This window comes from Rothia terrae (assembly GCF_014705925.2).
GTDB classification, from domain to species: Bacteria; Actinomycetota; Actinomycetes; order Actinomycetales; family Micrococcaceae; genus Rothia; species Rothia terrae.
In genome coordinates, this window is record NZ_CP061539.1 from 726,752 (window position 1) to 751,348 (window position 24,597).

Here is a 24,597-nt window from a genome sequence, read left to right on the forward strand (position 1 = left end):
TGTTCCACCCTGATTCACGCGTACCATCTGACGGTCCAGTTGCAGGACGACACGCAGATAGGTGCCCAGGGGATGTGAACGAGCAGTTAGCTTCTGGTCCTCACCCAGATCCTGCTATCGCACGTGGTAATAGGCGCGATACCCAACTAGCGCCGACATGAACAAACGAGACAAAGGCGAAATTTTGCGCACTTACACTCCGAAACCCGGCGAAGTAGAGCGCCAGTGGCACGTTATTGACGCTACTGACGTTGTTCTGGGTCGTCTTGCAAGCCAGACCGCTATTCTTCTTCGCGGTAAGCACAAGCCCACTTTTGCACCCCACGTTGACACCGGTGACTCAGTTATCATCATCAACGCTGAAAAGGTTGCACTGACCGGCGCTAAGCTCGAGCAGAAGAGTGCATACCGTCACTCAGGCTACCCCGGTGGTCTAAAGTCAGTTAACTACGCAGAACTGTTGGAAACCAACCCCGTTCGCGCAGTTGAGAAGGCTGTTAAGGGTATGCTTCCCAAGAACAAGCTTGCAGCTCAGCAGCTTAAGAACCTCAAGGTCTACGCAGGTGCAGAGCACCCGCACGCTGCACAGCAGCCCAAGACCTACGAATTCAACCAGGTCGCCCAGTAATTCGGGCCTACGAAGACAACTTTAAGGAGAAATCGTGGCTCAGAACGAAGAGCAGATTGTAAACGAGGAAGAGCTCACCAGCTACACCTCAGAATCCTCAGCTCCTGTAGCAGAGGCAGCTAAGGCAAACCGTCCTGCACTGACCGTTTCAGGTCAGGCGGTTGGTCGCCGTAAGGAAGCTATTGCACGCGTACGCGTTGTGCCTGGCTCAGGTCAGTGGACCGTTAACGGTCGCACCCTGGATAACTACTTCCCCAACAAGCTGCACCAGCAGGAAGTAAACGACCCGTTCAAGCTTCTTGAACTCGAAGGCGCATACGACGTTATCGCTCGTATCTCCGGCGGTGGCCCCTCAGGTCAGGCTGGTGCACTTCGCCTCGGTGTTTCACGCGCGCTGAACGAAATCGATACCGAGAACAACCGTCCTGCACTGAAGAAGGCAGGCTTCCTTACCCGTGACGCACGCGTTATCGAACGTAAGAAGGCTGGTCTTAAGAAGGCACGCAAGGCTTCACAGTTCTCAAAGCGTTAATCAACGTTTCGACTTCGTGTCGTATCTTGTACAAAGGGCTTCTTCCCTCAAGGGAAGGAGCCCTTTGGGTTTTAAAAAAACCAAGACAAAATAGCTGTATGACTTTAACGCAATACTTCGGGGAATACGTGAGGGAACATACAATTAAAGCATCTATGTGAGACAAAGGAGTCCTATAATGCCATCACAGCAGCCCTCACGTCGCCCTTCAGCCAAGGGCGCTTCGCGTACATCGGAAACTACGAACTCTGGAACCCAGGCGGATAAGACTACACCTGCTACTTCGGAGAGCAACGAGCGCAAAGACGCCGTCAAAGCTGCCCTGAAACGCGAGGCGAGGCGTCCTTCAGTGGTGAGTGATTACGCCACTGAACTTGATGAAATTGCGTCATTAACTCACCGCCTCAACGGGGACAACGATAGCTCCGATGCCTGGAAAAAGGGCTACCCCTACGATAAAAAGATGAGCCGTAAAGAGTACGAAAAGACAAAGCGTGCCTTACAGATTGAATTGCTGAAATTGCAGCTCTGGTTTAAAGAGACCGGTCAGAAGGCACTCATTATTTTTGAAGGACGCGACGCTGCAGGTAAAGGTGGGGCCATTAAGCGTTTTACCGAGCACCTGAATCCCCGAGGATCACGCGTCGTCGCACTTGAAAAGCCTACCGAGGTTGAGCAGACCCAGTGGTATTTTCAGCGTTATATCGCGCACCTGCCTTCAGGCGGTGAAATCGTGATGATGGACCGCTCGTGGTACAACCGTGCCGGTGTCGAGAGGGTGATGGGCTACTGCACCTCGCAACAGTACTATGAGTTCATGCGAGAGGTTCCAGAGCTTGAACGTATGCTGGTGAACTCGGGAACTAAACTCATTAAATTCTGGTTCTCTGTAACGCGAGCGGAGCAGCTGGCTAGGTTCAACTCGCGTCGTACCGATCCTGTACGCCAGTGGAAGCTTTCGCCCACAGATTTGGCCTCACTTGATAAGTGGGACGACTATACGGCGGCTAAAGAGGCAATGTTCTTCTATACTGATACAGGAGACGCGCCTTGGACTGTTATTAAATCCAATGACAAAAAACGCGCGCGTCTAGAAGCAATGCGTCATGTACTCGCTCAATTCGAATACCCCAACAAGGACTATTCAGTGGTTGGTGCCACCGATCCTTTGATTGTAGGACCAGCGTCCGCGATATTTGAGGAGGACGAACTTGAGAATCCTTCGGGTTTTCCAGTTCTAAAAGATGACACAAAGTAAACACGGCGTAGAATGAAGCGTGATGTCACAAAGATTATTTGGTACCGACGGTGTACGCGGTCTAGCTAACGAAAAGATTACCGCTGAGCTTGCTTTGAAGCTGGCTCAGGCGGCTTCAGTAGTTCTTGGTCATAGAGCAAAGGCGGAGGGGCAACGTCCCCGCGCGGTAATTGCCCATGACTCTCGCATTAGCGGTGAGTTCATTGGTGCAGCGATGATGGCGGGTTTTGCAAGCTCAGGTGTTGATGTATTCGACGCCGGTCTTGTGCCGACTCCTGCATGCGCTTACCTCGTTGCTTCAACCGAAGCGGACTTTGGCGTAATGATTTCAGCATCGCATAACCCCGCTGAAGATAACGGCATTAAGTTCTTGGCACGCGGTGGCAAGAAGCTTGATGACGCTATTGAAGACGAGATTGAGGCTCTGTATCGTTCAGAGAAATTTGATTTTCCGACCCACGGCGATGTGGGACGAATCAAGGTTCTTGCCGATGGCGAAGATCGCTACGTGACCCACTTGATTTCAACGATGCCTGACCACCGAGGTCTGTCTGGTCTCACGGTTGTTTTGGACTGTGCAAACGGTGCTTCATCTGGCGTCTCGCCAGACGCTTTCCGTGCCTTGGGCGCAAAAGTGCACGTTATTGGTGCTGAGCCTAATGGCACCAACATCAATGACGGCTTTGGTTCAACCCACCCTGAAATTTTGCAGGAAGCTGTGAAGTTTATTCAGGCTGATTTCGGTATTGCTCATGATGGTGATGCTGACCGTTGCATGGCTGTTGACGAACAGGGAAACCTGGTCGACGGCGATCAGATTATGTCGATCTTGGCAGTTGCTATGAAAGAAGCGGGCAAGCTCAAGGACAACACTCTGGTTGCAACCGTTATGTCTTCGCTGGGGCTTGAGCTGTATCTCAAGGAACAGGGCATTAAGTTGGAGCGTACCGCTGTGGGTGACCGCTACGTCCTCGAAGCTATGCGCGACACCGGGTACAACTTAGGTGGTGAACAGTCTGGCCACGTCATTATGAGTGACCACGCAACCACCGGTGACGGTGTGCTGACCGGTCTGCACCTTGCGGCTGAAATTGTGCGCACCGGTTTACCGCTTTCTGAGCTTGCTAACCGTATGCAGGCAACTCCTCAGAAGCTAATCAACGTCAAGAACGTTGATCGTTACGGTATTGATAACAGCGATGCGCTACAGTCTGAAATTTCAGCTGTGGAAACAGAGCTGGGGGAGACCGGACGTGTTCTTTTGCGAGCGTCCGGCACTGAGCCTTTGGTACGCGTGATGGTTGAGGCTGCTACTCAGGAAGAAGCAGACTCGTACGCTCAGCGTCTTGCCGATGTTGTAGCTAAGGAACTTGCGCTTTAGACACGATTGTCTTTGATGACGGGGGTTCACCTTTCGATAATGAAAGGTGAACCCCCGTTTTTCGTATGGAAAGCTAGCTGCGAGAAAACAAGACTACTTGGTATAAAAATCAGGCAAAAGTTTCTGTGTCGGGTAACCCAGAAAACCGCGTTCAATCTGGTAATGGAGTGTAGTTTTGACCCTAAGGGCTAAGCTGTCTAGACAGGTTGTCTAATGCCTTGCCCATTTCACTGCAAAAATACTCAATGTTCTTTGAAAGAACTATGTCTACGACAACTACTGAAAAGGCCAGCGTACGCGTTCGCGTGTAGCGCTTTGGTACTTTCCTCTCCTCAATGATTATGCCCAATATCGTTGCATTCATTGCATGGGGTCTTATTACTGCTCTGTTTATTCCAAAGGGCATTATTCCCGCACTGTTCCCCTCAGCAACTGACTTCAGCGCCAAGGTTGCATCCATGGTGTTTTACCTCTTGCCGATTCTGATTGCTTACACCGGCGGTAAGCTGATTTATGAACACCGCGGTGGCGTTGTTGGCGCAACTGCAACTACGGGCGTTATCCTCGGTACCTCATCAGAACTCTTCGTTGGTCCTGAAGGTGCTAAGTCACCGATGTTCCTCGGCGCAATGATCATGGGCCCTCTGGCCGCATGGTGCATGAAGAAACTTGACGGCCTGTGGGACGGTAAAATCAAGCCCGGCTTTGAGATGCTCGTTAACAACTTCTCAGCCGGTATTTTCGCTGCAATCGCCGCGATGCTGTCGATGTTCTTCCTCAGCCCCATTATGCATTTTGTTCAGTCAGTCGCCCGTGCAATCGTTGACTGGTTGATTTCTCACAACCTCTTGCTGCTCACCTCATTGCTGATTGAGCCCGCAAAGGTTCTGTTCCTGAATAACGCCATTAACCAGGGCTTGCTAACCCCGCTAGCGGTACAGCAGTCACTCGAACAGGGCAAGTCACTGCTCTACCTGCTTGAAGCTAACCCCGGCCCCGGTTTCAGTATTCTTCTTGCGTACATGTTCTTTGGCCGCGGTTCAGCTAAGGCAACTGCGCCCGGTGCGGCAGTCATCCACTTCTTGGGTGGTATTCACGAGATTTACTTCCCCTACGTCTTGATGAAGCCTCAGCTCATTATCGCTGCCATCGCAGGTGGTATGAGCGGTATCGCTGTTGAGAGCATCTTCAAGGTTGGCTTGGTTGGCCCCGCAGCTCCCGGTTCAATCTTCGCTGTTGCCGCTATGACCTCACGCGATAGCTACTTGGGTATGGCACTTGGCGTACTTGCCGCAACCGCTGTGTCATTCATTATCTCTGCACTGATCCTCAAGTTCTCTAAGCAGGAACAGGGCGATCTCGCCGCTGCTGCAGAGAAGATGCAGGACATGAAGGGTAAGAAGTCATCTGTTGCTGGCGCTTTTGCAACTTCAGATAACAACAGCAACAAGAAGATTGAAAAGATTGTATTTGCTTGCGACGCTGGCATGGGTTCATCTGCAATGGGCGCATCTGTTCTGCGTAACAAGATTAAGGACGCGGGCCTTGGCGACAAGGTGACTGTTACCAACTCAGCGATTAACAACCTGAAAGACGAGTACGATCTGCTCGTTTCTCACCAGGATCTCGGTGACCGCGCAGCAGCGCCGACTCCTTCAGCTATCCACGTTGCCGTTGATAACTTCATGGGATCACCGCGTTACGACGAAATTGTTGAAAAGCTTCAGGAACAGTACTCCGATGCCCCTGCAACTCAGCAGACCGCTCCTGCGGCTGAGACTGCAGCACCCGCATCCGCAGGTACTGCTGCAGCGACCAACTCTCACATTGCATCTATCAAGGGCAGCGCAGTTCGCGCGGTAGATAACTCAAACTACGTGCTGACTAAGAAGTCCATCGTCATGGATGGCGTAGCATCATCCCGTGCAGAAGCTATCGACCAGGCTGGCCACCTACTGGTCAACACCGGTTCAGTGGACCAGTCATATGTTGCAGCAATGCACGAGCGTGAAGCATCCGTATCAACCTTCATGGGTAATGGACTCGCAATTCCTCACGGCACTAACGAAGCCAAGAGCGCAATCTACGACTCCGCGATGTCCTTTACTCGCTACAACGAGCCCGTAGACTGGAACGGTAAGCCCGTAAAGTTCGTCATCGGTATTGCTGGTGCCGATGGTGAACACCTCGAACTGCTTCAGAAGATTGCAAAGATTTTCTCATCAAAGGCGTCGGTAACTCAGCTTGAAGAAGCAGGCTACGAACTCGTTTTCTCCGATGTAGCAGCACCTGTTATCGACAAGCTCAATTCCCTGGAGTCATACACCGTCCACGAAGTTGGACACGACCCCAAAGACATTGAGATTAAAAACTTCCGCGGTATTAACTCCGCTGAGAATCCCGAGGCCTTGGCTGAAGAAATCGCAACCTCAGATGTTGTGACCACTGCAGTTGGTCCCACCATTCTTAAGTTTGTTGCTAAGAATATTGCTGAAGGCCTCGAAAAGCGTGCTGCTGCTGGAGCTTCAGGCAAGGTTGCTGTCATGGCGTGTGAAAACGCTATTAACGCAACTGATATTCTTGCTGCCGCTGTTCGTGAGCATTACCCGGCAGCGGATAACGTTGCTGTCTTTGCGAACACCGCAGTTGACCGCATCGTCCCTGCACAGGATCCCGGTGAAGGCCTGGATGTTACCGTGCAGAACTACTACGAATGGGCCATTGAAACTGGCCCGTTCGGTGACAGCCACCCGGATATCCCCGGTGCAACGTGGGTCGATGACCTCGCCCCCGTACATCACCCGTAAGCTCTTTACCGTGAACACCGGTCACGCAATCACCGCTTACTTTGGTCGCGCGGCTGGAATCTCAAAGATTTCTGAGGTTCTTGAAAGCGATGATATCCGCGCCAAGGTTGAAGCTACGCTGGCAGAAACCAAGGACCTTATCGTCCGTAAGTTCGGTTTTGAGCCCGAGGTTCAGCAGGCATACATCGAGAAGATTATCTCTCGCTTTGAGAACCCGCACCTGCCTGACACCGTAGAACGTGTAGGTCGCGGTCCTCTGCGTAAGATTTCACGCCACGAGCGTTTTATCGGTCCGGCAGCGGAGCTTGCTGAGATGGGCCGCCCCACCGATGCACTTCTAGCAACGGTCGAGGTGCTGCTGGCCTTTGATGTTGCTGAGGATGAAGAATCACAGCAGCTTCAAGCTAAGTTGGCATCGCTCAAGGCAGGGGAGACAACTCCTGCGGCGCTGGCAACCGAACTCAACGGTATTGAATCAGGTCACCCGCTCTTCGGCGGCCTTGAGAAGGTGTTCGCTAAGCTTGCATAAGCAATAAAGCACAGAATAAAGCCGGATGCTTTGTCCCCGTGAGGGGCGGAGCATCCGGCTTTTTCGTTGGGTGATACCTTACTGTGAAATATATTTATAGGTGCTAAGAGCCCTCTTCAATGGCAGCGACGACCGACGATCCTTTCTCATTCTCTGCTTTATTTTCCAGTGAATCCGTGCAAGACTCAGCTAGCTTAGCGGTCGTTGGATATACTGGCGAGCCATCAGCTAGTGAACGCTATCTGAGCTTTAAGAGAAGAATTAGGATAAGAAAAAAAGGGGCTGATCAAAAGATCAGCCCCTAAGTTATACGACTTAATTATTTACCGGCAACCAAAGCGTCACGGATTTCCTTGAGCAGTGCAACGTCAGCTGCTTCTTCTTCAACTTCTTCTTCAACAGCGAGCTTTGCGTTACGACGCTCGTTCATCTTGTTGATGGGCATAACGATGCAGAAGTACAGAGCAGCTGCGATAAGTAAGAAGTTGATAACTGCGGTGATGAAAACACCAATTTTGATGTCGCCAAATGCCAGCCAGTTATCGAAGTTGGGTGAGCCAAATACTCGCGCAATGGCGGGCATGAGGATGGAGTTAACGAGGGCGTTAACAACACCGGTGAAAGCGGTACCTACAATGAGACCTACTGCGAGATCGATAACGTTACCGCGGGTGATAAATTCTTTGAATCCACTAAGCATGAGATAACAATAGACTGATATATATGCAGGTGGAAAGTGTTTACAGCGATAAAAGTTTACATCCAAAAGTATGTTTAATCACAACTCCGCAATATTATAGTCGTCCGTCACTTTTTGGGCTGTTTGAGGGACAAAATCACCTGTTAGCCAGGCGTAAGGCCCCACAAGAGTGGCGCTAAGTGATAACAGGGTAACTTGTCAGTTTTGTCTATAAACTCTTAGTTCTTTCGCAATAAAACGCGATGTGCCGAGTGGTCGGAGGCTTTAGACAAGATCAAGTGAGCTCGGCTACGAGTAGGACGCACATTTTCGAGCAAATTGGGCTCGTTGATACTCTTCCAGATTGACGTTGCACGAGCTACGGTTTCATCGTGTGAGAGATTTGCGTACTTTTTAAAATACGATTCTGGATTCTGAAAAGCAGATTGCTGAAGTGAAAGAAAGCGGTTGATGTACCACCGTTCAATATCGGAGGTACGCGCATCCACATAGATAGAGAAATCAAAGAAATCGCTGATCGAAAGAGCCCCGGATTTATCGGGAGCAAGTACATTGAGCCCCTCAATAATGAGCACGTCGGGTGAAGTGACCTGAATTTTTTCATCGGGAATGATGTCGTAATACAGGTGAGAATATTTTGGTGCTTCAACGAGTGGGGCGCCGGATTTAATCTCTGATACAAAGCGAAGGAGCGCGCGTCGATCGTATGACTCAGGAAACCCCTTGCGGTGCATGATGCCGCGTCGTTCTAACTCCGCATTAGGGTAGAGAAAGCCGTCTGTGGTCACGAGCTGAACGTTAGGGGTTGACGGCCACCGGCTGAGCATCGCTTGCAGCATACGAGCCGTCGTTGACTTGCCCACTGCAACGGAGCCTGCAACGCCAATAATAAAAGGGACACGACGCTGGGAAGCTCCCAGGAAATCGTTAGTCATGTGGTTTAGTGAACTCGCCGCGTTGACATACAGGTTGAGGAGTCGTGAAAGCGGAACATACACCTGCTGAACCTCATCGACATCCAATATTTCGCCGAACCCGCGCAGATTTGCAATTTCTGATGCCGAAAGAGGTACAGAAATGGTCTCCGCAAGACGTGACCAGGTGTTCCTGTCGAGTTCAATAAAGGGCGAATGCTTAGCAATCGAAAGTTGAGGGCTCATTCAATACAGTCTAAATAAACACCGAGGTGCGCGCACATTGCGACTTGCTCATTACGCCGGTACATGATTCTTAGCGCATGAGAAAGCAAAAATGAGCGCTGATGCAGGGCACAAAAGCGAATTGTTGAAGAAATGCGTGCAACGTTCGTAAAAATACTTATAAATTAGTGATAATAAGCCGTATTTGTTCTTGGGGTTCTTAGAGTTTTAAAGACGCTTTTCCTATGAAGAGCATCATCAATGTGTGTACATTCAACACGCATTATTCCTAAAGTCAGTGGGGTAAACTAAAACCATGTGTGGAATCGTAGGATACGTAGCTCTGGGAACTACCCCGGACAATAAGAAATTTGACCATACCGCGTACGACGTAGTGCTTGAAGGCTTGCGCCGTCAGGAATACCGCGGTTACGACTCAGCAGGCGTTGCTGTTATCGGCGATAACGGAATTGAATTCCGTAAGAAGGCCGGTAAGCTCGTCAACTTGGCAGAAGCTGTAGAAGCATCACCCCTGTCAGAGTCATCAATCGGCATTGGCCACACCCGTTGGGCAACCCACGGTGGTCCCACCGACGCTAATGCTCACCCCCACGTTGTAGACGGCGGGAAGCTCGCTGTAGTTCACAACGGCATCATCGAGAACTTTGCAGAACTGCGCTCAGAACTTCTGGACGAAGGCGTACAGTTCCTGTCAGAAACCGATACCGAAGTTGCAGCAAACCTGATTGCAAGCATCTACAACAAACTCGAGAACAAGGACCTGACCGAGGCTATCCGCCTGGCATCAAACCGTCTCGAAGGCGCATTCACCATCCTTGCAATCCACGAGGATCACCCTGACCGCGTCGTTGCAACCCGCCGTAACTCACCGCTGGTTATCGGTCTTGGCGAAAACGAAAACTTCCTGGGCTCAGACGTTTCAGGCTTCATTGATTACACCAAGGAAGCTGTTGAAATGGGCCAGGACCAGATTGTTACTATCACTGGCGAAGGCTACGAAATTATCGACTTCGACGGTAACTCAGCAGAGGGCAAGCCCTTCCACATTGAGTGGGACGCAACCGCAGCTGAAAAGGGCGGCTACGACTCCTTCATGGAGAAGGAAATCCACGAGCAGCCCGCAGCTGTTCGCGACACCCTCATGGGCCGTCTGGATGAAAACGGTAACCTCACTCTTGACGACATGAAGATTGACGACGCTATCTTGCGTTCAATCGACAAGATTATTGTTGTTGCATGTGGTACCGCAGCTTACGCAGGGCAGGTAGCGCGCTACGCTATCGAGCACTGGTGCCGTATTCCCACCGAAGTTGAGCTCGCACACGAGTTCCGTTACCGCGATCCCATCGTGAACGAGAAGACTTTGGTTGTTTCACTCTCACAGTCCGGTGAAACCATGGATACCCTGATGGCAGTACGCCACGCTCAGGAACAGGGCGCAAAGGTTGTTTCAATCTGTAACACCAACGGCTCAACCCTGCCCCGTGAATCAGACGCAGTTCTGTACACCCACGCAGGTCCTGAGATCGCTGTCGCATCCACCAAGGCATTCCTGTCACAGATTACCGCTGCTTACCTGCTGGGTCTCTACCTCGCACAGTTGCGCGGCAACATGTTCAAGGACGAAATCAAGACCATCCTTGCTGAACTTCAGGAAATGCCCGAGAAGATTCAGAAGCTGATCGACAACGAGCAGCAGGTAAAGGACCTCGGCACCTCCATGAAGGACGCTGATTCCGTACTCTTCCTCGGCCGTCACGTAGGCTTCCCTGTAGCACTCGAAGGCGCACTGAAGCTCAAGGAAATTGCGTACATCCACGCTGAAGGCTTCGCAGCAGGCGAGCTCAAGCACGGTCCTATCGCTTTGATTGAAGAGGGCCAGCCCGTCTTCATCGTTGTACCTTCACCCAACGGTCGCGATTCACTGCACTCCAAGGTTGTCTCAAACATCCAGGAAGTTCGCGCACGCGGTGCAGTAACCATCGTTATCGCTGAAGAAGGCGACGAAGCTGTAAAGGCATACTCGGATCACCTGATTACCATTCCGGCTTCACCGAGCCTGCTTCAGCCCTTGCTGTCAACCGTTCCTTTGCAGGTCTTCGCATGCGCGCTGGCAGCTGCTAAGGGCTACGACGTTGACCAGCCCCGTAACCTGGCTAAGTCAGTAACCGTTGAGTAATCCTCGGTTGGTGATTTCACGATAGTCAGTAAATGATGAGCGACTAGAGTGAACAGCTAAAGATGCCGCCCGACCTGGCACCTTCCATAGAGTAGGTAAGCTAGAAGGGCGGCATTTTTGTATTAAAAGACCAGCGAATTAACGAGTTCAACGCACAGATGCTGGAGAACAAGCGGGGAGAAAACAAATCATGATTATCGGTACAGGCATTGACGTGGTGAACATTGAACGCTTTGAGAAAATTATTGAGCGTAACCCGGCTTTGCTGAATCGAGTTTTTGTAGAGCACGAACGTCAACTCAACCTGCGTTCACTGGCCGCCCGTTTTGCCGCTAAGGAGGCTATCGCAAAAGCACTGCGCGCCCCTGCCGGCATGGTCTGGCAACACTGCTGGATTGAGAACACACAAGACGGCGCGCCCTACATCGTGACGGAAGGGACAGTAGCCGCCACCGCCGCGTCCTTAGGTATTAATCGCTGGCACCTGAGTATTACCCACGATGATCCCGTTGCCATCGCATCTGTGGTCGCCGAGCACCTCACCGATCAAGATCTCTTACTGCTGGCACAACTAGACCCCGAAGGCAGAGGACTTTCACCTGTCAGGAGTGAAAACAATGATTAACGCATACACCGCCGAAGATATTCGCCGACTCGAAGAGCCATATGTTACCGCTGAAACATACGACGGCTCTTTGATGCGCAAAGCCGCTTACGGACTCTACAAACACGCCGCGCAACTTCATGAGCAGCGGGCGGACTCTCGCATCCTAGTGCTCGTTGGTAGCGGAAACAACGGCGGCGATGGGCTCTATGCCGCTACCCACTTACTTGCCGACGGGTTTGCAGTGGATGCGGTCTTGCTGGGGTCGCGGGCCCATACTGAGGGACTGGAAGCATATAAAGATGCCGGGGGAAACCTTATAGACCCTGATTCGCTCGACCCATCAGCTTACGGTCTGATAATTGACGCGATTTTAGGGACCGGCGCTCGCGGAGGCCTGAGAGATGAGGCTGCCACCGTTGTTAACCGGCTGCGTACTGAAACCGACCGCGATATTCTTGTTATCGCCTGCGATGTTCCCTCCGGCGTCGACGGAAATACCGGTGCCGTTCATCAGCCCGTTCTGCCGGCGGACGTAACCGTCACCTTCATAGCTCGGAAGGTACCGCACCTGAGTGCAGCAGAACATTTGTGCGGACGCGTGGAGGTAGTGGAACTCGGTATCGAGGAGGATCTGGCGAAATATGAACCTGCGGTATCCCGGCTGGAAATTCATGAACTCCGCCAAGCAATGGTTGTTCCTGGGCCTTACGATCATAAATACACGCGGGGCGTCTGTGGAATCCTCACAGGAAGTGAGGAGTACCCCGGTGCCGCGCTCCTGAGTACCCAGGCCTGTGTCAATACCGGTGTTGGAATGGTGCGATTTGGGGTAGTGGGCCAACTAGCCAGTATGATAAATCTGCGAACCCCGGAAGTCGTTTGCTTTACATCCAGCCCTGAAGAACAACACGTGCAAGCCTGGCTAGCAGGCTCTGGTGCTACCGGAGAGGCCCGTGAACGAGATATTGACGTAGCTTTGGCCGCCTCTGAGCCAGCAATTCTTGACGCGGCAGCGGTCGCTAGAACCGCTCAATGGGTCAGCGATAACGGAGTCCTTGAGACGAATAATATTCTGACACCGCATGCTGGCGAACTTGAAGAATTTCTGGTCTGGATGAGTGCCTTAAGCTATTCAACATGGCACCGAGTTGTGGGGGATGAAAAAGCTCCCACCCGCGCCGAGATTGAAAACGACCCTCTTCGTTGGGCAAAAGTTGCCAGCTCTCTCAGCGGAGCAACCGTTCTTCTCAAAGGCGCGGTCACCCACATCGCCAGCCCCGATGGTAAGGTACTCAGCGTCCGCTCCGACGCCCACTATCTCGCAACAGCAGGAAGCGGGGACGTCCTTTCCGGTATTCTAGGCGGGCTTATCGCACAGAACGAGGCGCAGACAAAGCCCGCACCCACCGCTCATGTCGCTGCCCTGGCTAGCGTCATCCACAGTAACAGTGCACTTTTAAACAACGGCGGCAAAGGCCCGACACCGGCATCGGCAATAGTGGACAATATTCCAACCGCTATAGCGTATTTGCTGGGGTAGCTGGGGTAAAGAAAGCACGTTGGGGCGCTACCCAGCTAACGATCGCTGCCGCCATATACCGCGGGCAATTACTCATAAAAATCAAATAAACAATAAGCTCGGGATCAGATAACTCATCTGATCCCGAGCTTTTGCATCTTGAGTATTTTCTGTAGAGCTCTATTCGTCAAGCTATTGGCTCCGTGTACATCTACAGCGGCGAAGCAATCCTTCTCACCGGTTCGCTTCGCTCACAAAGCGATTGCCTAACTCAGCCCAGTCTGCCGTCCGCTGTATATGTCTTTTCGGCTACATACGTCTTTTAGTACGCGCCGTCTTTCGCGAACACTGCGCGGACAGTACGGAAAAGAATCACGAAGTCGCCAATAACAGACCAGTTATCAACGTAGTAGAGGTCCAGACGGATTGATTCTTCCCACGAAAGGTTGGAACGTCCTGAAACCTGCCACAGACCGGTAATACCGGGCTTTACGAGCAAGCGGCGGTAGGCGTCCTCTTCGTACTGCGCAACTTCAGAAGGAAGCGGCGGACGAGGGCCAACCAATGACATATCACCGACAAAAACGTTCCATAGCTGAGGAAGCTCATCAATGGAGTACTTGCGAATGAACTTACCAATCTTGGTGATGCGAGGATCGTCGGCCATCTTGAAGAGAATGCCGTTACCCTCGTTCTGACTCATCAGCTCCTTCTTCAGTTCCTCGGCATTAGTCACCATAGAACGGAACTTAATCATGTGGAACGGGCGGCCACGGTAGCCCACACGCTCCTGGAAGAAGAAAATCGGTCCGCCATCTTTTTTCACCATCAAAGCAACGACCACAAGAAGCGGCGAAAGCACGATGAGACCCAAACCCGATGCCACGATGTCCAAGGTGCGCTTCAAGAAAGCAGGGAAGCCCTCCAGACGAGGAGTGGACACGTGAATCAAGGGCACGCCGTTGAGCGGCTGCGTCTTGATACGTGGACCGGCGATATCGGTGGTAGCAGGCGCCAGAATAAGCGAAATATGCCATGCTGCCAATTCCCAGCCCAGACGACGAAGCTCCTGCGGAGTCAGACCGTGACCGGAACCCAAAGCAACCGCATGAATGTTGTTCTGACGAACAGCCGCCAGAATATCTTCAGCATCGTGCGAGTAACCCAAAATGGGAAGGTCATGATCCTCAGAAATCGTGGTTCCCTGTGCCTCACCGCTCAGATAGAAAGCAGCTGGGCTCAAACCTGACTGCTGACCTGCCTTGAGCGTGGTGTACAGGTGCTCACCGGAGCTAACGTCCGAGAGAATCATGACGCGGGTAAGCGCGCGACCGCGGTCGCGGAAAGCGACAAGGACGCGACGCAGACACCAGCGTCCGATCAGCAAAAGCAAAATGCCGATGGGGTAGGCAACAATGATGTAGCTACGCGCAAAATCAACCGTGGTCAAATACGAAAAGATGACGATAAGGCAGAAGAAATATGTGGTCGCCTTAGTGACCAAACGATATTCATCGTTACCCTGACCAAGGTGGCGCACATTTCGCGAATCTGAAATATGCAGTGCAATAAACCACAAAATGCCAATGACTGGTCCGACCATAAAATAGTTCCAGTCGGTTTCACTGCGGCCGAGCACCGGTGCGTCGCGCAAACCAAAGCTGACAAAGTGGGCAACCACCAAGGTGATGAGAATTGCTAAGGCATCTACTGCGTAGAGAGCCGCAACAATTTTAGGATGCCAGGATTTTCTAATGCGCGTACCTGACCAGCGCTCTTCTAAATCAATGCCATCTAGCACGTGATTCTTACCCCCAAAAAATGCAAAAATCTGCCGACCTTAATTTATTTTCCCCATTTATTGGTCGCAGAATTGTTCTAAAAGTATATCGTGAACAATTTATTTATAGCAGTGTAAATGGGAGGTAAGTTCCGCTGTACATTAGGGGACAAAATGGGCGAATTTGGCTCTATCTAGGGTAAATGTGAGCCTCGACAATCTATTTTAGGTTGGCGTGAGTCACAATAAAATTGGTTACTGGCTTGTAAAGATGCGGGGTTACATTGTCGTCCATGGGCACAGCGACTTTGATTTGGTTCTGCTCTGCGGAAACAAATAGACCGGGATCATTGCAGTCAGCAATTCCAATAGTCGAAATGCCTCGAGAGGCCGCAACACCGGCAAGACCGTGGTCCGCAACAATAAGATCCGGAGTGATGCCGCGCTCCGTCAGCTGAGTCAGCGCCAATTCCATGGGGCCGGGAAAATGCGTGTGCTGCAAATTGCCGTACTGCTCAAACATCACAACGTCAAGAATCTGGCGAATATCACCGTCTAAAAACTTATCGCCCTCATCAATAGTGAGAACCTCAGCACCGAACGCCCTAGCAACACGAGCCAGTTCTACATAAATTGGAAACAGTCCCGCCGGATGGCCGGTAGCAAAAAGAATCTTTCCGCGATTTCTCACTGCCTCACCAAAGATTTCTGTATAACGGTAAAGTTGCGTGATGCATTCTTCGGCGCTAATAGTGTCTTGGCCAAACAGGTGGTGAGGATCAGCGCTGGTGCCTACTCGGCGCGCCATCAACTCAAAAATGTCCTCGTACGTCCACTCACGGGTGAGCTTCACGCCGAACTCAAGGTGTTCGTTACCCTCAACAAAACCGTGCATATGGGCGATGTTGACCTCGCGTGAGGTAGCTACTTCACCGCAAATTTTAGAGTCGTTGAGATACTGCGCGAATTCGCTGTCAGACATTGAAAATGCATAGCTATCGAGAAGAGAAGAAAGATTGGTCATGAGGATTTACTTTTCTTTCGTGAGAGAGGAATAAAGCTCTAGCGTAGTGGATGCTGCTGACGCCCAGTCCATCGTTTGGGCGCGCTGTGCTCCAGCGCGTCCTAACTTTTGGCGGATATCAGGGTTGCGGATGAGGTATTCGAGTGCAGCTGCCCAGGCGGAGGGGTCGCGGGAATCAACCAGCAATCCGCTCTCGGCGTCGGCCACCGCGTCCTGTAACCCGTCGACGCGGGTTGCAATCACCGCAGTGCCGGTGGCCTGAGCCTCTAAGGCAACCAACCCGAAGGTTTCTGATGACGAGGGACAGGCTACGATATCGGCTTGTTGCATGGCGCGGGCAAGCTCGGGTGCAGGGAGAGCTGGAACAATGCGCACTTTATTGCCGAGCCCGAGAGCCTTGGCGCGAGCCACCAACCGATGCTCGTAATCATTAGCTGAAGTACCGACCATGGTGAGCGAAACGTTGAGTTCGCGAGGCAGAAGGGCTAAGGCTTCGACCAAGATATGCGGCCCCTTAAGCGGTTGCGGTCGCCCCGCAAAGAGAATCTCTCCTGCCGCGTCACTGAAATTAGTTTTTACTGCAGGATAGAAAATCTCGGTATCGACACCGGGGCGGATAATATGCAGGTTCGACGCATCGGCGGAATAAAACCGAACCATCTGTTCTAGTTCGTGCATCGTGTTCACGACTAGGGCATCGCATGCATCAACGATGCGTCGTTCCCCGTCAATGCGTTGCTGCGGTTCAAGCGGTTCACCGGCGCAGGCCTTGTCGTTTTTGACTGCGCCCGTGGTGTGCATGGTGTGAACAATCGGAACGTCCTCCGGCGCATACTGCAATGCCGCTAAGCCGGAAAGCCAGTAGTGCGAATGCACGATATCTGGAGTGTTTACCGCATACCGGCGCATATGCTCTACAAACTCGGGGATGAGCTGCGGCAAATCTTCTTTCACAGCACCTTCAGCCCGTTCAAAAGCCAGCGTGTGAACACTACAGCGTTTCGAAAGGTCTGTGCGTTCATAGATTGCACCGAACTCAGTCGAGAGAGTAAAAACTTCAATATGCAGATTCTCGTCTGCTGCGAGCATAGCTTTCACCAGGCTGACGATATAGACGTTCATACCGCCGGCATCCCCGTTACCAGGCTGAGACAGGGGAGAGGTGTGCATTGAAATCAGATGAAGGTTGCGAGTTTTCACGTTTCTAACTCTAACAACTCTCACCTGCGGTTACATTTTGGGTGTATACCTAGTGAGTGAAACAATAAGTACACGACCCACCGCTACTACACAGATGAGGTTTAGTCCATGAGTTCTCAGCAACCGACAGTAACTTTCGACTCGAATGTTCTGAATATGCTCACGAGCGGCCCTGAACGTGTTGCGGAGGTTAACTTAGACGCTATAGTGCACAATGTGCGCACCATTAGATCGTTGATTGGTGAGCGAACGCTGATTGCTGTGATTAAGGCAGATGCGTATGGTCATGGAGCTGCGGGGATTGCTCAGACCGTGCTGGATGCAGGTGCGGATGCGCTCGGTCTGGTGCACGTGCGTGAGGCATTGGCATTGCGCGCTGTTGGTATTGACGCGCCGCTGATGGCCTGGTTGCATACGCCTTCCACTGACTTTGTGCGAGCAGTGCAAGAGGGCATTATTCTTGGCGCATCGGGCTGGGATCTAGAGGCGATTGCCTACGCCGCCCAACAGGTCGGAGCTGTTGCACGCGTCCACCTCAAAATTGATACAGGCTTGGGACGCAACGGCTGCACCCCAGCTGACTGGCCGAGCTTCACCGCACGAGCCAAGGAACTTCAGGACGCGGGACTGATTGCCGTTGAAGGAATCTTCACCCACCTTGCAGTAGCCGATGAGCCAGACCGTAAAGAAACAGATCAGCAACTGGACGTATTTGAAAATATGGTGTCGCAAGCTCGGGCGGCAGGGCTTAATCCTGAACTGATTCATGCAGCTAATACGCCGGGAACCTTCACCGCTGCAGATAAAGAAACCGGTGAGATCCTTTTGGGTAACGGAGTGCGCGTAGGTCTAGGACTGTACGGGCTATCGCCCTTGGCTGGGGTAACCTCTGGTGACCTGAACCTGCGTCCGGCCATGACTGTATCTACGCGGGTCAACTCCGTCAAAGAAGTGCCTGCGGGTCAGGGAGTCTCGTACGGTCTCAATTACTCGACCCCGCATGCCACCACACTGGCGCTTATTCCCGTGGGATACGCAGACGGTGTGCCGCGTGTTGCTACAGGTGCACCGGTTAGGCTCTATCCCAACGGAAAAGCTGAACCTCGTACGTACCCGGTTGTTGGGCGCATCGCCATGGACCAGATGGTTATTGACTTGGGAGAACCCGGTCTTTCAGCACCCGAGCACGGTTACTTGGGTGCACGCGCAGTTCTTTTTGGTGAAGGCGAAAACCCTCCCGTCGAAGAATGGGCGGACGCGGCCGGCACCATCAACTACGAAATCGTCACCCGCATCTCACCCCGCGTAGCTCGCGTGCACACAACCGACAAGGACGCCTAAACCGCATGGAACACCTCGACATTACCGTTAGCGACCCGGACCATACTCGCAGGCTAGCGCATGCGCTCGCCGATTACTTGAGTGCCGGCGACCTGCTTATTTTGACAGGCGAACTGGGAGCGGGTAAAACCACTTTCACCCGCAGCCTTGGTCAAGGCCTAGGCGTACGCGAGGGTGTCATTTCACCCACTTTTGTGTTATCCCGCGTGCACCCGAACCTACCCGACGGCAAACGTCCCGGTGGCCCAGACCTAGTGCACGTTGATGCATACCGACTCACCAGCCCCGACGAAATCGATGACCTAGACCTTGAATATTCGCTAGACCGGTCAGTGACCGTAGTGGAATGGGGAAAAGACAAAGTAGAGCACCTCAGCGAATCTCGCCTAGAGATTGAACTGACGCGGGTTACCGGGGACTTACTGGATCTGAGCGATCCCCACGCTTTTGATGATTTGGATGATGAAGATGTGCCAGAATCTCGCGAGATGCGCGTGATTGCCGTCGGCCCTCGTTGGCGAGGCTCCGCCTGGGCGTCTTTGCAGCAAGCGCTACAACAGGCTTAAGGCTATGCGCGGGTGTGAGCGGCAAAACTGAGCGGTTATTTCGCACAGAAGCTAAGATAGATGAGTGCTTATATTAGCTATCGACTCATCAGCAACCGCATCCGTTACCCTGGGCAAAATCAGCTCCACCGTAGCAGGCTCAGAAGTAGAAATCATTGCGCACCGTGAAACTCAAGACACCCGTTCACATGCAGAGGTGATGTCTGCCTTCGTCCGAGATGTGTTGGCAGAGGCCCAGGTCTCTTCTCAGGACATTGACGCGATTATCACCGGTACCGGACCGGGGCCTTTTACCGGCCTTCGCGCGGGCATTGTCACCGCCCGCACCTTGAGCTTTGCATGGGGTGTGCCGCTGTACGGACTGATGAGCCTGTACAGCATTGCCGAAAACGCCTGGCAGGACGCCAACGAGCGCAACTACACGGAATTTTTGGTAGCTGCCGACGCGCGTCGTCGAGAGATTTACAGTGCAACTTTTGCGCAGCATGAGGCCGGTTACCAGCTTGTAGACGGCCCAAACGTAGGCGCAGCAGCAGATGCTCCTGCTCTACCCGCCTACGGCTTTGGTGCTGGGCTTTACCGTGAACAAGTGGATGCTGTCGAAGAGTTCGATAGCCTTCACGCAAACTCTCGTGGGCTCCTCAAGGCTGCCGCGCGCATCGGACTCACCAACCTCAGCACCGACACTCAGGCGCTGTATCTTCGGGAATCAGACGCTAAGGTTCCGCAAGCCCGCAAGAAGGCGACCCATGCTCAACGCTAAACTGCCTGCGGATATCGGCACCATTACCTTCACCGAAATGACACTGCATCATCTAGAAGCAGTGCACATTCTTGAAACCGATCTCTTTCCCGCCGATGCCTGGCCTCTTGAGATGTTTCTTGCCGAGCTCCAGCATCCTACCCGCGGATACATTGCCGCCTTTGACCGGGATCTTTTAGTGGGATACGCAGGCGTTATGAGCATCGCCGAAACAGCTGATGTGCAAACTATCGCTGTACGTCCAACTTACGAAGGACGGGGGATAGGACGCGCCATGCTCGACTTCCTGCATCGTGAGGCAGCCGCACGCGGCGCTGAGACCATACTGCTTGAAGTGCGCGCCGACAATCCGCGCGCCCAAGATCTGTACACCAAAAACGGTTACGCCCACATTCACACCCGCCCCGGCTACTATAACGACGGTGTCGATGCGCTGATCATGCAAGCACCGCTGACCGCCCACCCCACAACCGAAAGCGAATAACACCGTGACGCACGAACCCCTGATTCTCGGCATCGAATCATCATGCGACGAAACCGGCATCGGTATTGTTCGCGGGAGCACCCTGCTCACCAACACCGTCTCATCTTCCATGGACGAACACGTAAGGTTTGGCGGGGTAATTCCCGAAATTGCCTCCCGTGCTCACCTCGACGCTATGATCCCCGCCCTTCACGCCGCGCTTGAGGAAGCCAACGTCACCCTGGATGAAATGGACGCCATTGCGGTCACCGCTGGGCCCGGTTTGGCAGGCGCACTCATGGTAGGCGTCTCAGCGGCAAAAGCGCTCGCTGTAGCTGCCAACAAACCGCTCTACGGCATCAACCACCTGGTAGCTCACGTAGGCGTTGGACTGCTTGATGACAGCGGCATTGAAGGTTTCAACGCTGACTTCATGGACTCCCTACCGAAAGAAGGACTGGGTGCTCTGCTCGTCTCAGGTGGACACACCGAAATCCTTGTGGTACGAGATATCACCTCTGACGTAGAACTCTTAGGCGCAACCCTCGACGACGCTGCAGGCGAAGCCTACGACAAAGTAGCGCGTCTACTCGGACTCAACTACCCGGGTGGCCCAGCTATCGATAAGGCAGCTCGTAACGGCAACCCCAAAGCCTTCGCTTTTCCTCGCGGACTGACCGCCCGTAAATACATGGGAACCGACGAAGAACACGGCCCGCACCGCTACGACTTCTCATTCTCCGGGCTTAAAACAGCCGTCGCGCGAGTTGTGGAAGGCTTCGAAGCGCGAGGCGAAGAAGTGCCGGTTGCAGATGTCGCCGCGTCCTTCCAAGAAGCAGTGGTAGATGTCATCACCCGCAAAGCGATGCTCGCCTGCACCGAACAGGGCATCAAAACTCTGCTACTTGGTGGAGGCGTTGCCGCAAATTCTCGCCTGCGCGAACTCACAGCGCAACGTTGTCAGGAGCACGGTATCAAACTCATCATTCCCAAGTTGAGCCTGTGTACCGATAACGGCGCGATGGTTGCGGCACTCGGTGCCCGATTGATGGGTGAGGGGCGTGCTCCCTCGGCCATTGACTTTGTGGCGGATTCGTCGTTGCCGGTGACGACGGTGCAAATTTAGGTTTTTTGAGTACGCAGGCGGAAGTTTTTTGAGTAACGCGGGCGTGGATGTGCTTAGCGTAGGTGCCGCGGGCGTGGATGTGCCCCTGTCTGCGATGAAGCGGTCGCTGGGCGACCTGTCATCGGCAGACAGACGGAGCCCACGCCCCGCAACACCCGAGGGAAAATCGTAGCGGCTTCTTATGTTGCCTTAAGTATTAGCTGGTACTTAGGAATTAAGTTCAAGTAGTAGATACGTCAATAAGCTCCACTGCCTGCAGCACCGAAGAGAAAAATTCGGAGAAACTTCTCGAATTACTTACAGTAGGCAAAGCGCCAAGCGCTAGCTACGGCAGTAAAATCACCTGCTCTACCGGGGTAGGCGCGCTGCCTATAGAACTCGCTCCGGCTATACCTTCCGAGTGATGCAAGGCGTGGGCTTCGTCCTGCAACAATGTGCAGGACGCCCAGCGTCCTCTCACATTTTGCAGGGGGCACACCCACGCCTGCATTACTCAAAAAACACCCACGACCGCAATACCTAAATAGCTATGCGCGTCCTTGTTTCACGAGGTCGAAGACGACTGCGGTGAAGTCGCCGTTGTTTTGTTCGGCGATGCGTCGTTGGCGTTTGTAGCCGGGGCCGTCGTTGATGATGCGTTCGATCTGTGCGAGGTCATCTGAGCAGCCGAGGTCTGCCGCGATGGGTTCGAGGATGTTGAGGGTCTCGAGGGTGTGTTCGGTGACGAGTTGTTCGGTGTTTTGGTTATCTAAAATGACGATGGCGTCGGTGCCGTAGCGTGCTGCTCGCCATTTGTTTTCTTGGACGTGCCAGGGTTTGAGGGGTTCGATGTGTTTGCCGGCGTCTACTTGGCGTGAGAAGTGTTCCGCGAGGCATTGGGTGAAGGCTGAGATGCCTGCGATGTCGTTGAGGGATGCGAGTCCGTCGCAGACGCGCATTTCGACGGTGCCGTAGTGGGCGACGGGGCGGATGTCCCAGCGGTTTTCGCCGGGTTCGTCGATGACACCGGTGGTTTTGATGTCGTTGAAGTATGACTCGTATTCTTCCCATGTTTCGAAGTTGAAGGGTAGCCCCGCAGTGGGAAGTTGTTGGAACATCTGGGAGCGGTGGGAGGCGAATCCGGTGTCGGTGCCTTCCCAGTAGGGGGAGGATGCGGAGAGCGCGAGTAGGTGCGGGTAGAAGTTGGTGAGTCCGTTGAGGACGGGGAACGCTTTGTCGCGGGCGTTGACGCCGACGTGGACGTGTACTCCGTAGATAATCATTTGACGGCCCCAGTATTGGGTGCGGTCGATGACTTTTTGGTAGCGCTCTTTGTCTGCGACGGGCTGTTCGCGCCATTGTGAGAAGGGGTGGGTGCCTGCTGAGAAGAAGCCCAGGTTGAGCGGTTCGAGCACTGCGTTGAGTGCGTCTGTAGCTTCTTTGAGCTGTGCTGTTGCTTCTGCCGGGGTTTTGCAGACGCCGGTGACCAGTTCGACGGTGTTGTCGAGGAATTCGCCGGTGATGTGCGGACCGTTGTTTTCTTTGAGGATTTCTGGTGATTGTGCTTCGAGCGCGGCAAATACTTCTTGCGCGCGTGAGGCGAGTTCCCCTGTGGAGAGGTCGACAAGTGCGAGTTCCCATTCCACGCCGAGGGTGGATTGTGGGGAGGATGCAAAAGAAATCATGGGGTCTCTTCCGTGCAAGTACTGGTCATATCATCCTAGAGCAATAAGGTGAGGTTACTAGGACGGTGTTCAGTAGGTGGGCGAACTTGACTCTGTATTACGCGACCGGTTTGACGTGAAGGGCGAATCGCTCTGACAATGCCCCCGAACCTATGCGGGTTGCTATGAGGGTAGCAGTAACAGCGGGCTGTCCTTTTTTCTTTTTTGAGCCTGCAAGTAGTTTTGAGCGCAGGGTTTCGGGCACGACGTCCACACCGCGTTTTTTGATGGTGAGTGCGGTGATTCTCTGTTCTTTAACCCATTTTTTGAGGTGTTTTTCGTGCAGGGGAAGTTTGTCGATGATTTCGTATGCGCTCGCTAGGGGAGTGGGAACGTATTTATCGCCGGTGAGGTAGGCAATGTTTTCATCGATGAGGTGGAGGCCTGTTTCTTCGGCAAGTTCAGTGACGAGGTGGGCTCGGATGACGGCGCCATCGGGTTCGTAGATGAACTGCTGTAGTTCGCGGATTTCGGGCTCTGGGGAGTTCTTATCCCACACATCACTGGTGATTTCGCCCAGAACTTCCGGTTCTAGCGCGTTGTTGCTCATGACGGTGGCGGATCTTTTTACCCCGGGACGGGCTAAAGCGTTGAACCAGAGCACTACTTCTACCACGCTGCCGCCATGTGAAATCCACTGGGCTTCGCAGTTATCGGGAATTTCATCGTGGGGAATTCCCGGCCCCATTTTGACGCCCATGGGTATGCCCGTTGATGCGAGCTTCTTGACGAAGGAGAAGGGCGGCGAGAAACTTTCAGCGTCCCACACACGTCTGGACGCTGAGCCCTCCACCTCGCGGCGGGCAGGATCAAGCCATAACGCTCCAATGGGCTGACCGGTAGCGTCCGTCAGTTGGCTGAAGGGCAGCTCCATCATGTTGGCGCAGATAACCTGGCAGTTTTCATAGGCAGACATATTGTGTTGCGTAAAAGCGGCGGTTTGTTCATCTAGCTCGACCGAAACTACCTTGAGCCCCGCATCGGCAAATGCCATTGAGTCTGCCCCGATGCCGCATCCTAGATCTGCCACAGAAAAGAGATTGGCATCGATAAACCGCTGTGCGTGTAAACGAGCGACAGCCAAGCGCGTGGACTGTTCATACCCGGCTTCTGTGAAGAGCATAGTCAAAGCGCGCTGACCGAACTTAGCCTGAGCCTGAGTGCGAAGCTTCGCCTGCGTCAACATGGCCGATGCGTCGGCAGAGTCGATACCGGCCTTGCGTAACCGCGTGGCTGCAGTGAGCGCAGAATCGGCGGTGTAGGGGACGCAGGAGTCAATGAGTTCGAGCTGAAGCGGCGAGAAAATCGCGGTAGAAGAAGTCACGCCCCTA

Annotated in this window: 19 protein-coding genes and 2 pseudogenes; 14 read left to right on the forward strand and 7 right to left on the reverse strand. The window is 53.1% G+C overall.

Going from position 1 to position 24,597, the window contains the following annotated elements:
• Positions 1-184 precede the first annotated feature (184 nt).
• From rplM to IDM49_RS12405, 6 genes and pseudogenes are all read left to right on the forward strand, one after another.
• Entirely contained in the window at positions 185-628 is a 444-nt protein-coding gene (gene rplM / locus IDM49_RS03425) for a 50S ribosomal protein L13 (protein ID WP_190725023.1), read from the forward strand.
• 34 nt (positions 629-662) lie between these two features.
• Entirely contained in the window at positions 663-1,160 is a 498-nt protein-coding gene (gene rpsI / locus IDM49_RS03430) for a 30S ribosomal protein S9 (protein ID WP_168614918.1), read from the forward strand.
• A 178-nt stretch (positions 1,161-1,338) separates the two neighbouring features.
• Positions 1,339-2,418: a polyphosphate kinase 2 gene (ppk2, locus tag IDM49_RS03435; RefSeq protein WP_190725024.1), complete on the forward strand. Its 1,080-nt coding sequence runs from the start codon at positions 1,339-1,341 to the stop codon at positions 2,416-2,418.
• Between the two features lie 22 nt (positions 2,419-2,440).
• Positions 2,441-3,799 carry a phosphoglucosamine mutase gene (gene glmM, locus IDM49_RS03440; RefSeq protein ID WP_168614920.1) on the forward strand — a complete coding sequence of 453 codons (1,359 nt, stop codon included), beginning with the start codon at positions 2,441-2,443 and terminating at the stop codon, positions 3,797-3,799.
• A gap of 341 nt (positions 3,800-4,140) precedes the next feature.
• Positions 4,141-5,997, forward strand: a pseudogene (locus IDM49_RS12400) (PTS mannitol transporter subunit IICBA); the annotation flags it as partial.
• Positions 5,992-7,135 (forward strand): annotated as a pseudogene (locus tag IDM49_RS12405) (mannitol-1-phosphate 5-dehydrogenase). The pseudogenes IDM49_RS12400 and IDM49_RS12405, both read left to right, overlap by 6 nt.
• Before the next feature lie 319 nt (positions 7,136-7,454).
• Here the strand turns inward: IDM49_RS12405 and mscL are convergent.
• Together mscL and coaA are read right to left on the reverse strand one after the other, a co-directional pair.
• Positions 7,455-7,835 carry a large conductance mechanosensitive channel protein MscL gene (mscL, locus tag IDM49_RS03455; RefSeq protein ID WP_168614922.1) on the reverse strand — a complete coding sequence of 127 codons (381 nt, stop codon included), beginning with the start codon at positions 7,833-7,835 and terminating at the stop codon, positions 7,455-7,457.
• A 218-nt stretch (positions 7,836-8,053) separates the two neighbouring features.
• Positions 8,054-8,995: a type I pantothenate kinase gene (gene coaA / locus IDM49_RS03460; protein ID WP_168614923.1), complete on the reverse strand. Its 942-nt coding sequence runs from the start codon at positions 8,993-8,995 to the stop codon at positions 8,054-8,056.
• Positions 8,996-9,290: 295 nt separating this feature from the next.
• Between coaA and glmS the strand changes: the two genes are divergently transcribed.
• From glmS to IDM49_RS03475, 3 genes are all read left to right on the forward strand, one after another.
• Positions 9,291-11,174, forward strand: a complete 1,884-nt coding sequence (gene glmS / locus IDM49_RS03465; RefSeq protein ID WP_190725026.1) for a glutamine--fructose-6-phosphate transaminase (isomerizing) — start codon at positions 9,291-9,293, stop codon at positions 11,172-11,174.
• Positions 11,175-11,364: 190 nt separating this feature from the next.
• Positions 11,365-11,799, forward strand: coding sequence for a holo-ACP synthase (locus IDM49_RS03470; protein ID WP_168614925.1), 435 nt, complete (start codon positions 11,365-11,367; stop codon positions 11,797-11,799).
• On the forward strand, positions 11,792-13,321 hold the full coding sequence (locus IDM49_RS03475; protein ID WP_190725027.1) for an NAD(P)H-hydrate epimerase: 1,530 nt from the start codon (positions 11,792-11,794) through the stop codon (positions 13,319-13,321). The genes IDM49_RS03470 and IDM49_RS03475 overlap by 8 nt, the downstream gene beginning before the upstream one ends.
• Before the next feature lie 301 nt (positions 13,322-13,622).
• On the opposite strand, the gene IDM49_RS03480 is transcribed toward IDM49_RS03475, so the two are convergent.
• From IDM49_RS03480 to IDM49_RS03490, 3 genes are all read right to left on the reverse strand, one after another.
• Positions 13,623-15,101, reverse strand: a complete 1,479-nt coding sequence (locus IDM49_RS03480) for a sugar transferase (RefSeq protein WP_190725028.1) — start codon at positions 15,099-15,101, stop codon at positions 13,623-13,625.
• 199 nt (positions 15,102-15,300) lie between these two features.
• Complete coding sequence (locus IDM49_RS03485; protein WP_228008172.1) at positions 15,301-16,104, reverse strand: phosphatase; 804 nt, start codon at positions 16,102-16,104, stop codon at positions 15,301-15,303.
• Between the two features lie 6 nt (positions 16,105-16,110).
• Positions 16,111-17,304 (reverse strand): glycosyltransferase, encoded by a 1,194-nt coding sequence (locus IDM49_RS03490; protein WP_190725029.1) that lies wholly within the window; start codon positions 17,302-17,304, stop codon positions 16,111-16,113.
• 156 nt (positions 17,305-17,460) lie between these two features.
• Here IDM49_RS03490 and alr point away from each other — a divergent pair, with 156 nt between their 5' ends.
• The 5 genes from alr (at position 17,461) to tsaD (ending at position 21,563) form a co-directional block, all read left to right on the forward strand.
• Positions 17,461-18,645: an alanine racemase gene (gene alr, locus IDM49_RS03495; RefSeq protein ID WP_190725407.1), complete on the forward strand. Its 1,185-nt coding sequence runs from the start codon at positions 17,461-17,463 to the stop codon at positions 18,643-18,645.
• Positions 18,646-18,650: 5 nt separating this feature from the next.
• The gene (tsaE, locus tag IDM49_RS03500; protein WP_190725030.1) at positions 18,651-19,211 is read left to right on the forward strand and encodes a tRNA (adenosine(37)-N6)-threonylcarbamoyltransferase complex ATPase subunit type 1 TsaE; all 561 of its coding nucleotides are present in this window, start codon (positions 18,651-18,653) and stop codon (positions 19,209-19,211) included.
• Positions 19,212-19,275: 64 nt separating this feature from the next.
• Positions 19,276-19,974 carry a tRNA (adenosine(37)-N6)-threonylcarbamoyltransferase complex dimerization subunit type 1 TsaB gene (gene tsaB / locus IDM49_RS03505; protein WP_190725031.1) on the forward strand — a complete coding sequence of 233 codons (699 nt, stop codon included), beginning with the start codon at positions 19,276-19,278 and terminating at the stop codon, positions 19,972-19,974.
• Positions 19,961-20,458 carry a ribosomal protein S18-alanine N-acetyltransferase gene (gene rimI / locus IDM49_RS03510; RefSeq protein WP_190725032.1) on the forward strand — a complete coding sequence of 166 codons (498 nt, stop codon included), beginning with the start codon at positions 19,961-19,963 and terminating at the stop codon, positions 20,456-20,458. The genes tsaB and rimI overlap by 14 nt, the downstream gene beginning before the upstream one ends.
• 4 nt (positions 20,459-20,462) lie before the next feature.
• Positions 20,463-21,563, forward strand: a complete 1,101-nt coding sequence (tsaD, locus tag IDM49_RS03515) for a tRNA (adenosine(37)-N6)-threonylcarbamoyltransferase complex transferase subunit TsaD (protein WP_190725033.1) — start codon at positions 20,463-20,465, stop codon at positions 21,561-21,563.
• A gap of 527 nt (positions 21,564-22,090) precedes the next feature.
• Here tsaD and IDM49_RS03520 read toward each other — a convergent pair.
• Both IDM49_RS03520 and IDM49_RS03525 read right to left on the reverse strand, forming a co-directional pair.
• Positions 22,091-23,227, reverse strand: a complete 1,137-nt coding sequence (locus IDM49_RS03520; RefSeq protein WP_190725034.1) for a glutamate--cysteine ligase — start codon at positions 23,225-23,227, stop codon at positions 22,091-22,093.
• Between the two features lie 97 nt (positions 23,228-23,324).
• Positions 23,325-24,590, reverse strand: a complete 1,266-nt coding sequence (locus IDM49_RS03525) for a class I SAM-dependent methyltransferase (protein ID WP_190725035.1) — start codon at positions 24,588-24,590, stop codon at positions 23,325-23,327.
• Between the last annotated feature and the right edge of the window lie 7 nt (positions 24,591-24,597).

Excerpts from the sequence above, each read along its gene's own strand:
- ppk2 (WP_190725024.1), top strand. The coding sequence starts at position 1,339 with ATGCCATCACAGCAGCCCTCACGTCGCCCTTCAGCCAAGGGCGCTTCG.
- glmM (WP_168614920.1), top strand. The coding sequence starts at position 2,441 with ATGTCACAAAGATTATTTGGTACCGACGGTGTACGCGGTCTAGCTAAC.
- mscL (WP_168614922.1), bottom strand. The coding sequence starts at position 7,835 with ATGCTTAGTGGATTCAAAGAATTTATCACCCGCGGTAACGTTATCGAT.
- coaA (WP_168614923.1), bottom strand. The coding sequence starts at position 8,995 with ATGAGCCCTCAACTTTCGATTGCTAAGCATTCGCCCTTTATTGAACTC.
- glmS (WP_190725026.1), top strand. The coding sequence starts at position 9,291 with ATGTGTGGAATCGTAGGATACGTAGCTCTGGGAACTACCCCGGACAAT.
- IDM49_RS03470 (WP_168614925.1), top strand. The coding sequence starts at position 11,365 with ATGATTATCGGTACAGGCATTGACGTGGTGAACATTGAACGCTTTGAG.
- IDM49_RS03475 (WP_190725027.1), top strand. The coding sequence starts at position 11,792 with ATGATTAACGCATACACCGCCGAAGATATTCGCCGACTCGAAGAGCCA.
- IDM49_RS03485 (WP_228008172.1), bottom strand. The coding sequence starts at position 16,104 with ATGACCAATCTTTCTTCTCTTCTCGATAGCTATGCATTTTCAATGTCT.
- alr (WP_190725407.1), top strand. The coding sequence starts at position 17,461 with ATGCTCACGAGCGGCCCTGAACGTGTTGCGGAGGTTAACTTAGACGCT.
- tsaE (WP_190725030.1), top strand. The coding sequence starts at position 18,651 with ATGGAACACCTCGACATTACCGTTAGCGACCCGGACCATACTCGCAGG.
- rimI (WP_190725032.1), top strand. The coding sequence starts at position 19,961 with ATGCTCAACGCTAAACTGCCTGCGGATATCGGCACCATTACCTTCACC.
- IDM49_RS03520 (WP_190725034.1), bottom strand. The coding sequence starts at position 23,227 with ATGATTTCTTTTGCATCCTCCCCACAATCCACCCTCGGCGTGGAATGG.